The sequence below is a fragment of the Phenylobacterium sp. genome, assembly GCF_004799515.1.
Taxonomy (GTDB): Bacteria; Pseudomonadota; Alphaproteobacteria; order Caulobacterales; family Caulobacteraceae; genus Phenylobacterium.
The window spans coordinates 1-14672 of the sequence record NZ_SSMX01000045.1 but is presented as its reverse complement, the minus strand read 5'-3'; the positions used below and the strand labels follow the sequence as shown (position 1 = coordinate 14672).

General features: G+C 68.3%; 10 protein-coding genes. 4 read left to right on the top strand and 6 right to left on the bottom strand.

Features of this window, described 5'->3' with window-relative positions; genetic code table 11:
• Nucleotides 1–62: 62 nt before the first annotated feature.
• Both E8A49_RS17560 and E8A49_RS17555 read right to left on the bottom strand, forming a co-directional pair.
• Nucleotides 63–1268 (bottom strand): acetyl-CoA C-acyltransferase, encoded by a 1206-nt coding sequence (locus E8A49_RS17560; protein ID WP_293384421.1) that lies wholly within the window; start codon nt 1266–1268, stop codon nt 63–65.
• Nucleotides 1269–1294: 26 nt separating this feature from the next.
• Nucleotides 1295–3370 carry a 3-hydroxyacyl-CoA dehydrogenase NAD-binding domain-containing protein gene (locus E8A49_RS17555; protein ID WP_293384418.1) on the bottom strand — a complete coding sequence of 692 codons (2076 nt, stop codon included), beginning with the start codon at nt 3368–3370 and terminating at the stop codon, nt 1295–1297.
• A gap of 174 nt (nt 3371–3544) precedes the next feature.
• Between E8A49_RS17555 and E8A49_RS17550 the strand changes: the two genes are divergently transcribed.
• Entirely contained in the window at nt 3545–4327 is a 783-nt protein-coding gene (locus E8A49_RS17550) for an SDR family oxidoreductase (RefSeq protein ID WP_293384415.1), read from the top strand.
• A 102-nt stretch (nt 4328–4429) separates the two neighbouring features.
• Nucleotides 4430–5131, top strand: coding sequence for an aquaporin (locus E8A49_RS17545; protein ID WP_293384412.1), 702 nt, complete (start codon nt 4430–4432; stop codon nt 5129–5131).
• Nucleotides 5132–5147: 16 nt separating this feature from the next.
• Here E8A49_RS17545 and E8A49_RS17540 read toward each other — a convergent pair whose 3' ends face one another.
• Nucleotides 5148–7301, bottom strand: coding sequence for a malate synthase G (locus E8A49_RS17540; RefSeq protein ID WP_293384409.1), 2154 nt, complete (start codon nt 7299–7301; stop codon nt 5148–5150).
• Between the two features lie 129 nt (nt 7302–7430).
• Nucleotides 7431–9023: an isocitrate lyase gene (locus tag E8A49_RS17535; RefSeq protein WP_293384406.1), complete on the bottom strand. Its 1593-nt coding sequence runs from the start codon at nt 9021–9023 to the stop codon at nt 7431–7433.
• A 161-nt stretch (nt 9024–9184) separates the two neighbouring features.
• Here E8A49_RS17535 and E8A49_RS17530 point away from each other — a divergent pair, with 161 nt between their 5' ends.
• The gene (locus E8A49_RS17530; RefSeq protein ID WP_293384403.1) at nt 9185–10594 is read left to right on the top strand and encodes a short-chain fatty acyl-CoA regulator family protein; all 1410 of its coding nucleotides are present in this window, start codon (nt 9185–9187) and stop codon (nt 10592–10594) included.
• Nucleotides 10595–10740: 146 nt separating this feature from the next.
• Nucleotides 10741–11967, top strand: a complete 1227-nt coding sequence (locus E8A49_RS17525) for a TetR/AcrR family transcriptional regulator (RefSeq protein ID WP_293384400.1) — start codon at nt 10741–10743, stop codon at nt 11965–11967.
• Here the strand turns inward: E8A49_RS17525 and E8A49_RS17520 are convergent.
• Both E8A49_RS17520 and E8A49_RS17515 read right to left on the bottom strand, forming a co-directional pair.
• Nucleotides 11964–13424 (bottom strand): MFS transporter, encoded by a 1461-nt coding sequence (locus E8A49_RS17520; RefSeq protein WP_293384397.1) that lies wholly within the window; start codon nt 13422–13424, stop codon nt 11964–11966. The two genes, E8A49_RS17525 and E8A49_RS17520, sit on opposite strands and share 4 nt — an antisense overlap.
• A 208-nt stretch (nt 13425–13632) precedes the next feature.
• Nucleotides 13633–14672: TonB-dependent receptor (locus tag E8A49_RS17515; protein ID WP_293384394.1), on the bottom strand; the 1040-nt coding region annotated here is incomplete at its 5' end.

Here is a 14672-nt window from a genome sequence, read left to right as displayed (position 1 = left end):
GATGGCCCCCTCAGTCAGCTTCGCTGACAGCTCCCCCGAAGGGGAGCCACTTCGGCCGAGACCTAGAAAATCTCGAACAATCCCGCCGCGCCCATGCCGCCGCCGATGCACATGGTGACGACGCCGTACTTCGCGCCGCGGCGCTTGCCTTCGTACAGCAGGTGCGCCGTGCAGCGCGCGCCCGTCATCCCGTAGGGGTGGCCGATCGAGATCGAGCCGCCGGAGACGTTGTACTTCGCCGGGTCGATGCCCAGCTTGTCGCGGCAGTAGATCACCTGGCTGGCGAAGGCCTCGTTCAGCTCCCACAGGTCGATGTCGTCGATGGTCAGGCCGTTGCGCTCGAGCAGCTTGGGGATCGCGAACACCGGGCCGATGCCCATCTCCTCGGGGCCGCAGCCGGCCACCGCCATGCCGCGATAGGCGCCCAGCGCCTCCAGGCCGCGCTTCTCGGCCTCCTTGCGCTCCATCAGCACCACCGCGGCGGCGCCGTCGGAGAGCTGGCTGGCGTTGCCGGCGGTGACGTACTTGCCCTCCTGCACGAAGAGGCCGCCCTTGAACACCGGCTGCAGCTTCTTCAGGTCGTCGATGGTGGTCTGCGGTCGGTTGCCTTCATCGGCGGAGATGGTGATCTCCTTGTCGGCGGTCTCGCCCGTTTCCTTGTTAACGACCACCTTCATCACCGTGGTCATCGGCGCGATCTCGCGGTCGAAGCGGCCTTCCGACTGGGCCTGGGCGGTGCGCTGTTGGGACTGCAGCGCGTACTCGTCCTGCGCCTCGCGGCTGACGCCATAGCGGTCGGCGACGATCTCGGCGGTCTCGATCATCGAGGTCCAGATCTCCGGGACCTTGGCGGTCAGCTCCGGGTCGCGGGCCATGAAGCCGTTCATGTGGCCGTTCTGGACGAGGCTGATCGACTCGATGCCCGCACCGATGGCGATCGGGGCGCCGTCGTTGATGATGTACTTAGCCGCCGTCGCCACGCCCATCAGGCCGGACGAGCACTGCCGGTCGATGGTCATGCCGGAAACGGTGTTGGGCAGGCCCGCGCGCAGGGCGGCCTGGCGGGCGATGTTGTTGCCCGTCGTGCCCTGCTGCAGTGCGCAGCCCATGGCCACGTCGTCGACCTCGCCCGGGTCGATGCCGGCCTGCTCCACCGCCGCGGCGATGGCGTGCGCGCCCAGGGTCGCGCCGTAGGTGTTGTTGAACGCGCCGCGATAGGCCTTGCCGATGGGGGTCCGGCGGGCGGCGACGATGACGGCTTCACGCATGGAGGATGTCCTGCTTTCGGGGAGGGTTAGGCCTTGATGTCGGAGAATTTCTTGCCGTCGGCGACCAGCTTTTCCAGGAGGGCCGACGGCTTGAACGCCTCGCCCATGGTGGCCTGGAATTCCTGCATCTTGGCCAGCACCTTGTCGGGGCCGACAAGGTCGCCGTAGTGCATCGGGCCGCCGCGGTAGACGGGCCAGCCGTAGCCGTTGACCCAGACCACGTCGATGTCGGAGGGGCGGATCGCCTTGCCCTCCTCGAGGATCTTCGCGCCCTCGTTGATCATCGGATAGACGCAGCGCTCGAGGATCTCCTCGTCGCTGATCTTGCGCGGGTTGGCGCCGGACTTGACGATGAAGTCGTTGATGATCTTCTCGGTCACCGGCGAGGGGACGGCGTTGCGGTTCTCGTCGTAGTCGTAATAGCCCGCGCCGGTCTTCTGGCCGCGGCGGTCCATCTCGCAGAGCACGTCGCGGATGGTCTCGCCCTTGGAATTCTCCTTCACCCATCCGATGTCCAGGCCGGCCAGGTCGCTCATGGCGAACGGGCCCATGGGGAAGCCGAAGTCGTAGAGCACACGGTCGACGTCCCAGGGCATGGCGCCTTCCATGACCAGCTTCTGCGCTTCGCGCTGACGTTGCGACAGCATGCGGTTGCCGATGAACCCTGGGCAGACGCCGGCCAGGACGGCGATCTTGCCGATCTGCTTGGCCAGCTTCATCGAGGTGGCGATGACATCCTTGGCGGTCTTCTCGCCGCGGATCACTTCCAGCAGCTTCATGACATTGGCCGGCGAGAAGAAGTGCAGGCCGATGACGTCCTGCGGCCGGCTGGTGACCGAGGCGATCTCGTCGATGTCCAGGTAGCTGGTGTTCGACGCCAGGATCGCGCCGGGCTTCGCCACCTTGTCGAGCCGCGCGAAGATGTCCTTCTTGATGTCCATCCGCTCGAAGACGGCCTCGATGATCAGGTCGCAGTCGCCCAGCTTGTCGAAGTCGAGCGAGCCGGAGAGCAGGGCCATCCGCGCCTCGGTCTCCTCGGCCTTGGCGGTGCGGGAGCGTTCATAGTTCTTACGGATCGTGGAGAGGCCGCGTTCCAGGGCCGCCTCCTGGACCTCGACGATGGTCACCGGGATGCCGACGTTGAGAAAGTTCATGGCGATGCCGCCGCCCATGGTGCCGGCGCCCAGGATGCCGACCCGCTTGATGGGGCGCAGCGGGGTGTCGTCCGGCACGTCGGGGATCTTGTTGGCCTGGCGCTCGGCGAAGAAGTAGTAGCGCTGGGCCGCCGACTGGGCGCCCATCATCAACTCGGTGAAGAGCTTGCGCTCGGCCTTCAGCCCCTCCTCGAAGGTGGCCGAGTTCACCGCCGCCTCGATGCAGCGGATGTTGTACTCCGGCGCCAGGAAGCCGCGGAACTTGCGCGCATTGGCCTTGCGGAAGTCGGCGAAAATCTCCGGATGGCCCTTGGCGGCCTCCAGCTTGGCGTTGTTGTCGCGCACCTTCACCAGCGGTTTGCCGTCGGCCACCGCCTTGCGGGCGAAGGCCAGCGCGCCTTCGAACAGCTTGCCTTCCTCGACCAGCTCGTCGACCAGGCCCATGGCGAGCGCCTGCTTGGCCGGGACGTGGCGGCCGGAGGTGACCATGTCGAGGGCGGCTTCCACGCCAACGATGCGCGGCAGGCGCTGCGTGCCGCCGGCGCCGGGCAGGAGGCCCAGGTTGACCTCCGGCAGGCCCACGCGGGCCGAGGGGACGGCGACGCGGTAGTGGGCGCAGAGCGCGACCTCCAGGCCGCCGCCCAGCGCCGTGCCATGGATGGCGGCGATCACCGGTTTGGGCGAGCCCTCCATCATGTCCTGCACGTCCTGCAAGCTGGGACCGGCCATGGCGCCGCCGAACTCGGTGATGTCCGCGCCGGCGATGAAGGTGCGGCCGTCGCAGATCAGCACGATGGCCTTGGCGTCAGAGGCGTTGGCGCTCTTGAACCCCTCGTGCAGCCCTTCCCGCACCTTGGCCGAGAGCGCGTTCACCGGCGGCGAGTTGAGCGTGATGACCGCGATGTCGCCGTCGCGGGTCAGCGTCGTCACCGAATTGATCTCGGTCATGTTGGGGGCTCCCTGGAGGCTTGGCGCGGCCCGCTCTTTGATCTGGGGTGGCGGCCGCGAAATTCAAACGCTTGTTACAGGCCGAGCTGGACCCTTCCAAGTCAAATGTGCGAGGGGGAAAAGGAACAGCCAAGGCGGTTTTGACCGCTCACAACAAACTGAGGGGAAACGGCCATGACCGCGCTCGACATGTTCTCGCTGAAGGGCCGCGTGGCCATCGTCACCGGCGGCTCGCGCGGCATCGGCAAGATGATCGCCCAGGGCTTCCTCGAAGCCGGCTGTTCGAAGGTCTACATCACCTCGCGGAAGGCCTCGCAGTGCGACGAGGCGGCGGCTGAACTCGGCGAGAACTGCATCTCCCTGCCGCAGGACCTGTCGACCACCGACGGCATCAAGAGCTTCGTCGCGCGCTATCTGACGCATGAGGACAAGCTCGACATCCTGGTGAACAACGCCGGCGCCGCCTGGGGCGCGGAGTTCGACGAGTTCCCGGAGAGCGGCTGGGACAAGGTCCTGAACCTGAACCTGAAGTCGCCCTTCTTCCTGACCCAGGCCCTGCACGGCGCGCTGACCAAGGCCGGCACGGCGGACCGGCCGTCGAAGGTGATCAACATCGCCTCGATCGACGGCATCCGGCTCAACCCGCAGGAGACCTACAGCTACCACGCCTCCAAGGCCGGGCTGATCTACCTGACCCGCCGCATGGCCGCCCGCCTGATCCACGACAACATCTGCGTCACCGCCATCGCGCCCGGCGCCTTCGCGTCGGAGATGAACCGCGTGGCCCGCGACCACGGCGACGAGGTGGCCCAGCGCATCCCCGCGCGACGCATCGGCAAGGACGAGGATATGGCCTGCGCGGCCATCTACCTGGCCAGCGCCGCTGGCGACTATGTGGTCGGCGACACCATCGCCGTCGACGGCGGCGTGGCGCTGGCGAGCCCCGGCGGCCTGTAGGGCGACGGCGGGTTCTGCCAGCCCACCTCCCAGGGTTAAGCTGGTTGTCGTCTACATCCATAGGGTGTTAGCGTGACCGTCTCAGACGAAGCGGGGTGGGCCATGGCTCGAGCAATCGCGGAATTCCTGGGAACCCTGATCCTGGTGTTGTTCGGCTGTGGGGCCGCCGTCCTGGGCGGCGACCACGTGGGCCAGCTCGGCATCGCGCTGGCCTTCGGCTTCGCCATTGTCGCCCTGGCCTATGGCCTGGGGCCGATCTCCGGCGGCCACGTCAATCCGGCGGTCAGCCTGGGCATGTTCATCGCCGGGCGCATGACCCTGCCCGACATGCTGGTCTACTGGGTCGCCCAATGCCTAGGCGCGCTCGCCGGCGCGGGGATCCTGGCGGTCATCGCCGGCTCGACCGAGCATCTCGGCCAAAATGGCTGGGGTCCCGGTTACCTCGGCGGCTTCTCGCTCACGGCCGCGGCCACCTTCGAGGTGGTGATGACGGCGCTGTTCGTAGCGGTGATCCTGGGCGCGACCCGGCCGGAAGCGGCGCCGGGCACGGCGGGCCTGGCCATCGGCCTGACGTTGGCGGCGATCCACATCGTGGGCATCCAGGTGACCGGCGTCTCGGTCAACCCGGCCCGCAGCCTCGGCCCCGCCGTCCTGGCGGGCGGCCAGGCGATCTCCCAGCTGTGGCTGTTCATCGTCGCCCCGCTGGTGGGCGGCATCCTGGGCGCGTTGCCCTTCCGGATGAACCTGCTGGCGATCGCGCCCCCGGCGCCGGCCGGCGAGCGGGTGGACACGTCCCGGCCCTAGGGCGTCTCGCCGCCGTCTAGGCCTGCGCCAGCTGCGCCTTCCGCTCTCGCCGGCGGCGGGTGAGGATGTGTTCGGTGTAGCCGTTCGGCTGGACGCGGCCTTCGAAGATCAGGTCGACTGCCGCCTGGAAGGCGACGCTGGCCGCCGGATCCGGGCTCATCGGGCTATACGCGGGGTCGCCGGCGTTCTGGCCGTCCACCACCTTGGCCATGCGCACCAGGGTCTCGCGCACCTGGGCTTCGGTGCAGATGCCGTGATGCAGCCAGTTGGCGATGTGCTGGCTGGAGATGCGCAGGGTCGCGCGGTCCTCCATCAGGCCGACGTCATGGATGTCCGGCACCTTGGAGCAGCCGACGCCCTGGTCGATCCAGCGGACCACGTAGCCGAGGATGCCCTGGGCGTTGTTGTCCAGCTCCTGCTGCACGTCGGCGGCGTTCCAGTTGGACTTGGCGAGCGGCGGGGTCAGCAGGTCGTCGAGGCCGGTCGTCGTCGCGCTGGCGATCATCCGCGCCTGCAGGGTCGCGACGTCCACCTCGTGATAGTGCAGGGCGTGCAGCACCGCGGCGGTGGGCGAGGGCACCCAGGCGGTGTTGGCGCCGGACTTCGGGTGGCCGACCTTGGCGGCCAGCATGGCGGCCATCCGGTCGGGCGCCGCCCACATGCCCTTGCCGATCTGGGCGCGGCCGGGGAAGCCGGTGGCCAGGCCGATCTCGACGTTGCGCTTCTCATAGGCCGGCAGCCAGGCCTCGGCCTTGATCGCCTCCTTGCGCACGATGGGCCCGGCTTCCATCGCCGTGTGGATCTCGTCGCCGGTGCGGTCGAGGAAGCCGGTGTTGATGAACACCACCCGCTCGCGCGCGGCGTGGATGCAGGCCTTGAGGTTGGCGCTGGTGCGCCGTTCCTCGTCCATGATGCCGAGCTTGACGGTGTTGCGGGCGAGGCCCAGGCCGTCCTCCACCAGGTCGAACAGCCGAACGGCGAGGGCGACCTCGTCCGGCCCATGCATCTTGGGCTTCACCACATAGACCGAGCCCGCCCGGCTGTTGCGGCGCATGCCCTTCAGGTCGTGCAGGGCGGCGGTCACGGTGACCAGGGCGTCGACGGCGGTTTCGTAGACCGGCTGGCGTTCGTAGCGGACCATGTCGGTCAGCATGTGGTGGCCGACGTTGCGCACCAGCATCAGGCTGCGGCCGCTCAGCGTAAGGTCGCCGCCCGCCGCGGCCTGGTAGCTGCGGTCGGGGTCGAGGCGGCGGGTCTCGGTCTGGCCGCCCTTCGCGAAGGTGGCGGCGAGGTCGCCGCGCATCAGCCCCAGCCAGTTGCGGTAGACGGCGGTCTTGTCCTCGGCGTCCACGGCGGCGACGGAATCCTCGCAGTCCTGGATGGTGGTGAGCGCGGCTTCCAGCAGCACGTCGGCGACGCCCGCCGGATCGTCGCGGCCGATGGCGTGCCGGCGGTCGATCAGGATTTCCAGGTGCAGGCCATTGTGCGCCAGCAGCACGCCCTCGGGCGCTTCGCCCGCCCCGCGCCAGCCCACGAACTGCTCCGGCGTCGCCAGGCCCGTCTGGGTCCCGTCGGCCAGGCTCACCATCAGACGGCCGCCCGCGACCGCATAGGCGCTTGCCTCGGCGTGCGAGCCGTCGGTCAGGGGCGCGGCGCGGTCGAGGAAGGCCCGCGCGTAGGCCACCACCTTGGCGCCGCGCGCGGCGTCATAGCCCTTGGCGCCGGTGGGCGGCTCCAGGGCGTCGGCGCCGTAGAGGGCGTCATAGAGGCTGCCCCAGCGGGCGTTGGCGGCGTTCAGCGCGAAGCGGCCGTTGGACACCGGCACGACCAGCTGCGGCCCGGCCAGCCGGGCGATCTCGGGGTCGACGTTCTCGGTGGCGATGCGGAAGGCGGCGGGTTCGGGCAGCAGATAGCCGATCTGGCGCAGGAAGGCGGTCTCCTCCGCCAGGTCCAGCGGCTGGCCCCGGCGCGCCCGCCACCAGGCGTCGATCTCAGCCTGCAATTCATCCCGCCGCGCCAGGAGTTCGGCGTTGCGCGGGGTAAAGTCCGCGAGGATCGCTTCCAGCGCCGCCCAGAAGGCCGCCGGCGAGACGTCCGTCCCCGGCAGCAGCTCGCCCTCCACGAAGGCGTGCAGGACGTCGTCGACCGAAAGCTTGGCGGAGATTTCCATGGCGGGACCGGTAGCGTCGAAAAGGGGCGATCGGAAGGGCATGGCGGACGGACGGCAGCGAAAAGAAAGGCCCCCGCCCTGGGGCGGGAGCCGAAGTCCTCTTCGAAAGGCCGTCCGGTGGGCCGGCCTCTAAGCGAACTGGTTCATGGTGTTGTGGACGCCGCCGGCCTTCAGGGCCGCCTCGCCCGCGAAGTACTCCTTGTGGTCGTCGCCGATGTCCGAGCCCGACATGTTCTGGTGGCGGACGCAGGCGATGCCCTGGCGGATCTCCTCGCGCTGGACCTTCTTGACGTAGCCCAGCATGCCCTGCTCGCCGAAGTACTCCTTGGCGAGGTTGTCCGTGCTGAGCGCGGCCGTGTGATAGGTCGGCAGCGTGATCAGGTGGTGGAAGATGCCGGCCCGCTTGGCGGCGTCCGCCTGGAAGGTGCGGATCTTGTCGTCGGCCTCGACCGCCAGCGCCGTGGCGTCATAGTCGACGCTCATCAGCTTCTCGCGGTCGTAGGCGGAGACGTCCTTCCCGGCCTTCTGCCAGGCGTCATAGACCTGCTGGCGGAAGTTCAGCGTCCAGTTGAAGGACGGGGAGTTATTGTAGGCCAGCTTGGCGTTCGGCACGACCGCGCGGATGCGGTCCATCATGCCGGCGATCTGCTCGATGTGCGGCTTCTCGGTCTCGATCCACAGCAGGTCCGCGCCGTTCTGCAGCGAGGTGATGGAGTCGAGCACGCAGCGGTCCTCGCCGGTGCCGGCGCGGAACTGGAACAGGTTGGACGGCAGGCGCTTGGGCCGCAGCAGCTGGCCGTTGCGGTTCAGGACCACGTCGCCGTTCTTCATGTCGGCCGGCGAGATCTCCTCGCAGTCGAGGAAGCTGTTGTACTGGTCGCCGATGTCGCCGGGGGTGTGGCTGACGGCGATCTGCTTGGTCAGGCCCGCGCCCAGGCTGTCGGTGCGGGTGACGATGACGCCGTTGTCGACGCCCAGTTCCAGGAAGGCGTAGCGGCAGGCGCGCACCTTGGCCAGGAAGTCGTCGTGCGGGACGGTGACCTTGCCGTCCTGGTGGCCGCACTGCTTCTCGTCGGAGACCTGGTTCTCGATCTGCAGGGCGCAGGCGCCGGCCTCGATCATCTTCTTGGCCAACAGGTAGGTCGCCTCAGCGTTGCCGAAGCCCGCGTCGATGTCGGCGATGATCGGAACGACGTGGGTTTGGAAGCCGTCGATGGCGTCCTGGACCTGCTCTTCCTTCTTGGCGTCGCCAGCCTTGCGGGCCGCGTCGAGATCGCGGAACAGGCCGCCCAGCTCGCGGGCGTCGGCCTGCTTTAGGAAGGTGTAGATCTCCTCGATCAGCGCCGGCACCGAGGTCTTCTCGTGCATCGACTGGTCGGGCAGCGGGCCGAAGTCGGAGCGCAGGGCCGCGACCATCCAGCCGGAGAGGTAGATGTAACGGCCCTTGGTGGCGCCGAAGTGCTTCTTGATCGAGATCATCTTCTGCTGGGCGATGAAGCCGTGCCAGCAGCCCAGCGACTGGGTGTAGTTGGCCGGGTCGGCGTCATAGGCCGCCATGTCCTCGCGCATCAGGCCGGCGGTGTACTTGGCGATCTCCAGGCCGGTCTTGAAGCGGTTCTGCAGGCGCATGCGGGCCACGGCCTCGGCGTCGATGCCGTCCCAGGTCCCGCCCTTGCTCTTGATGAGCTGGCCCATCTCGATGATGTGGTCTTGGTATGCCATCTGCCTCTTCCACGCTGAGCGGGTGCGCAGGTAGCGCCCCCGGGACTTGACGTCGCCCTAACGCGTGGACGGGCTGCTCGGCGAGAGGGCGCAAGGTTGAGCTGTAAAACTTTACAGATTTGTGCTGTAATCTTGTAAGATTCTCAGCGGACAGACTTAATATGGCGAGCGATCGCGGCCTCTATGTCGGACCCCGCCTGCGCCGGATGCGGCGCGACCTGGGGCTCACCCAAGCGGATATGGCGGCCGCCCTGGAGGTGTCGGCCTCTTACATCGCGCTCCTGGAGCGCAACAACCGGCCGCTGACCGCGGGCCTGCTGATGAAGCTCGCCCAGACCTACGCCATCGACATGACGGCGCTCGGCAGCGGGGCGGCGGAGGACACCCAGCGCCTGCAGGCGGTGCTGAAGGACCCGATCTTCGCGGGCCTCGACTGGGCGCCCAACGAGCTCACCGACATGGCCACCAACTATCCGGGGGTCACCGAGGCCCTGCTTCGTCTCTACACGACCTATCAGGAGGGTCAGCTCGCCTTCGCCGACCGCGGGGCGGGCGCGCGGGCGGACGAGATGGCCGACGACGCCTCCGATCCCGTGGCGGAGTCTCGGCGGTTCCTGGCGGCGCGGCGCAACAGCTTCCCGAGCCTCGACGACGCGGCCGAGCGGCTGGCCCAGGCGGTTGCCGCCCAAGAGAACATGGCCGGCTACCTGCGCGCGCGCCACGACCTGAAGGTGCGCCGTGTGCCGACGAACTACATGGCGGGCTCGACGCGAAGGCTCGACCGCCACCGCCGCGAGGTGCTGCTGGACGACAGCCTCGACGCCGCCAGCCAGGCCTTCCAGCTCGCCCTGCAACTTTGCTACCTCGAACTCACCGGCGAGGTGGACGCGGTGCTGGCCGACGGCGCCTTCGCCTCGGAAAGCGGCGAGCGGCTGACGCGCCGGGCGCTGGCGAGCTACGCCGCCGCCGCGCTCATCATGCCCTATAGCGCCTTCGCCCGCGCCGTGGAGGCGCGCCGCTATGACGTGGAGGCGCTGGCCCGCCAGTTCGGCTGCAGCTTCGAGCAGACCGCGCACCGGCTGACCACTCTGCAGAAGCCCGGCCAGGAACGCGTGCCGTTCTTCTTCATCCGCGTCGACCCGGCCGGCAATGTGTCCAAGCGGCTGGACGGCGCGGGCTTCCCCTTCGCGCGCCACGGCGGCGGTTGCCCGCTGTGGAGCGTGCACCATGCCTTCCGCACCCCGCGCGAGATCGTCACCCAGTGGCTGGAGCTGCCGGACGGCCAGCGGTTCTTCTCCATCGCCCGCACCGTCACCGCCGGCGGCGGCGGCTTCGGCACGCCACGGGTGGAGCGGGCGATCGCGCTGGGGTGCGCGGAGGAGCATGCTGGCCGGCTGATCTACACCGCCGGCGAGCCGCGCGGCGCCGAGGCCGCGACGCCCATCGGGGTCACCTGCCGGCTATGCCAGCGCCTCGAATGCGCCGCCCGTTCCGAGCCGCCGATCGGCCGCCAGATCCTGCCCGACGACATCCGCCGGACCGGCTTGCCGTTTGGCTTTTCCGAGGGGTGACGCAAGCGTCACTGTCGGATATCGCGTTATTCGAATACTTCAAGCCTGCCATGCCCTAAGTCGCTGGCGCACCGGCAAATTCCGTGCGCAAATTCCCGAAAATATCGGGGGTGAAACACGTCCCCGAATAAGACTAGGGACGAAACATGGCTCAGGTGGCGGTCCAGGCAACGGACCGGTTCGAGCGTAAGCGCGAAGCGATTCTCGATGCGTCGACGACGCTGCTCAACGCCCGGGGCGTGAAGGGATTGACGCTCGGCGTCGCGGCGGCCTCGGTGGGGCTCTCGACCACCAGCGTCACCTACTATTTCCGGCGCAAGGACGATCTGGCCGCCGCGGTGATGCTGCGCGGCATCCAGAGCCTGTCCGACATCGTCCAGCGGGCCCTGGACGAACCTTCGCCGCCGCGCCGGCTGCACGCCCTGATCGACCTCTACCTGCGCCGCATGCGCTGCGCCGCCCTGGGCGAGGCCGCGCCTCTGCCGGCGCTATCCGACCTGCGCGCGCTCAACCCGCCGCAGCGGGGCGAGGTGATGGCGGCCTATCTGAAGATGTTCCGCAAGGCCCGGCAGATCTTCGAGGCGCCGGAGCTGGACTGGCTGACCCGCGGCCGGCGGACCGCGCGCACCCACCTGCTGCTCGAGCAGCTGTTCTGGGCGCGCGCCTGGCTGCCGAAATACGATCCGGAGGACTACGGCCGGGTCTGCGAGCGGATGTACGACATCCTGGTGGGCGGCCTGGCGGCGGCGGACCGGGCCTGGGCGCCGCAGGCCATCCCCGTCGCCGAGGTGGCGCCGCGCGACCGCGCGGAGCTGGCGCGCGAGACCTTCCTGCTGGCCGCCACCCGGCTGATCAATTCCCGCGGCTACCGCGGCGCCTCGGTGGACAAGATCTCCGCCGAGCTCAACGTGACCAAGGGCAGCTTCTACCACCACAACGAGGCCAAGGACGACCTGGTGGTGGCGTGCTTCGAGCGCACCTTCGAGGTGATGACCCGGGTGCAGCGGCTGGCGCTGACCCTGTCAGGCGACCAGTGGACGCGGCTCTCCAGCGCGGCGTCGGCCCTCGTGGAATATCAGTTGTCCGAGCACGGACCGTTGCTGCGCACCACCGCGCTCGCGGCCCTGCCGGAGCCGATCCGTCAACAGATGGTGCAACACTCCGACAAGGTGTCCGACCGCTTCGCCTCGATGATCTCCGACGGGGTCTGCGAGGGCTCGATCCGCGGCGTCGACCCGTTCCTGGCGGCGCAGATGCTGAACGCCACCATCAACGCCGGCGCCGAGCTGGGCGCCTGGGTGCCCGGCGTCAAGCCGAAGGCCGCGCCGGCGGTGTTCGCCCGGCCGCTGCTGATGGGGATCTTTGCCCGTTAGAGCGGCGGCGGTTCATTGACGGCGGCGGCGTTCAGCTCACGCAGGCGTTCGAGGTTCTGCTCGTGGGTCTTGCGGTCGATCTTGTAGAGATTGAGCACCAGGATCGAGCCGCCGCTCAGCAGCGCCACGGTGGGCAGATAGACCATGGCGAGGTGGCGGATGATGTCCGGCGGCACGGTTCCGGGCGCGGCGCCCTTGGGGTAGTGGACCAGGGTCATCAGGACGCTCGCCAGGAAGGCGCCCACGCCGGCGTTCAGCTTCACCACCAAGCCGTTGGCGGCGAAGACCACGCCTTCCGGGCGCGATCCAGCGCGCACCGCCTGGTCCTCGGCCACATCGGCGATCATCGACGAGATGATCACATAACCCATCAGCACCAGGATGTAGGTGACCAGCACGCTGGCGAAGAGGATCCAGAACACGGCCGGCGAGCTGTTGGGCGGCATCAGCCCCAGCAGCTTGAGCGAAATCGGGGTCAGCTGGGCCACCAGGGAGGTCGCGAAGAAGAAGATCATCGACGGCTTCTTGCCGAACCGCTGGGAGACGGCCGAGGCCCCGAACACGCCCAGGATCGTTGCGATCAGGACGGCGATCGCCATGGCCGCGATCTGCTTTGCGCCGAACCCCCAGAGGTCGAGATAGAATATCGTCGAAAGGCTGGAGGTCACGCCGTAGGACGCGCCGCCCAGCACGCTGGCGAAGATGACGGTGAGCAGCGAGGGGTTGAGGATGGCGCTGGCCACCTCGCGCAGGGTGTCGGCGAAGCTCACCCGCCGGGCTGGCGGCGTGTGCAGATAGCGGATGCGGCTGTGGGTCGAGGCTGAAGAAATCAGGATGCAGACGAAGATCAGCACGCTGCACATGGCGCCGAAGTCGGCGTAGCGGGATCGGTCCATCACGCCGCCGGTCGCGGAGCCGGGGTCGGCCTTCAGGTAGACGCGCCACAGCAAGAACTCCATGGCCGCGGCGGCGAACACCATGAAGAACCAGCGCCAAGCGAGCAGGCCTGTGCGCTTGTCATAGTCGGGCGCGAGCTCGGGCGCGAGCGCGTTAGACGGGATCTCGTAGAGCGAGAGCGACAGGCGGACGCCCAGCAGGATGACCACGGAATATGCAAAGAGGGCTGGGCCGCTCAGGCTGCCCGGAGCATGCCACAGCAGGAAGAACAGCACCGTCGCCGGCAGGGCCGAGCCGTACATGAAGGGATGGCGCCGGCCTAGGCGCGAGCGGAGGTTGTCGCTCCATTGGCCGATCAGCGGGTCCACCACCGCATCGATGGCGAGGGACGCGAGGAAGGCCGTGCCGACCCAGATGGCCGGGATGCCCAGCACGCGATTGAAGTAGAGCTGCACCACCGAGGCCGAGAGCACATAGATGGAGATGCCTAGGGCGATGGAGCCGACCCCATAGCCGACGCGGCCAAGCGGACCGACGGGTGGAGCTGCGGCGCCGCTCACGCCCTACAGCCTGGCCGGCAATCGCCCTTGGTCATCCCCTCGCCCCCGCCGCTGTTTCGCGTCTTGGCCTGGACCGTGCGGTAGGCTCACAAGGGCGTCAACGCTTTTGATCTTACATCGCTGACAGGTTCGGCCGCGGCCGATTATCCCGCAAAAACAAAGGGCGCGCCCTTGCGGACGCGCCCCCTGATCCGGAACTCCGGAGGTCTTAGAAGCGGTACTGGAACTCCACGCCGAAGGTGCGCGGCGGGGTCAGCGCGTAGCTGCGGCTGATGCCGTTGGCGCCGATGCCGGTGGCCAGGCCGTTCACCGACTGGCCGGGCGTCGCCACCAGGCCGGGGGTGATCAGGCCCGGCGCCGCGGCCACCGTCGCGTTCTGGTAGACGCCGGTGTTGCGGGTGCCGGTGACGGCGCTGTCGTAGCCCAGGGTGTCGAACATGTTCTTCACGAAGGCGATGACCGAGTAGTGGTCGTTCTTGTCCTTCCAGGTGATGCGGGCATCGGCCTGGCCCCACTCGGGCGAGGCGTCATAGTAGCGCTTGAAGATGCCGGCGTATTCCTGGTCGCGCCAGACGTAGCTGACCGAAGGCGTCAGCGAGCCGGGCTGGAAGTCCCAGGTGTAGAGGACGTTCACCGCCAGCTTGTTGCGCGCGGCGTTCGGCAGGACGTTGCCCTTCAGGTTCTGGAAGCGCTCCACCAGGCCGGTGTTCACGTCGCAGAGCGGGTTGCCGCCCGGCGCCGTGGCGCTGGTGCTGGTGCAGTGCTGCAGCGGACCGATCGGGGTCGCGCCGGGGGCCAGACCTTCAGGGTCGGTCGGGTCGATGACGTTGGTCAGCTTGTTGATGCCGGTCGGGTTGAACGAATAGTTGAACAGGATCCGCAGGTTGTCGATCGGCACCCAGGTGCTCTCGAACTCGACGCCCTCGCTGTAGGCGCTCGGCACGTTGAGGAAGAGGCTCTGGCTGGAGGTGATGGCGCCGGTGTTGTTCGGCACGGTCAGCGGGGCCTGCAGGCCTTGGTAGTCGTAGTAGAACAGCGCGATGTTGGTCTGCAGGGTGCGGCCGAAGTCCTTCTTCAGGCCGATTTCGTAGTCGTTCAGATGCTCAGGAGCGGTCGACGGGTTGTTGCCCAGCGAGGAACCGGCGCCCACGAACAGGCCGGCCTGCTTGTAGCCGCGGCTGAACGTGAAGTAGGCCATCGTATCCTTGTCGGGCGTCCAGGTCAGGCCCGCCGTCCCGGTCGTGGCCG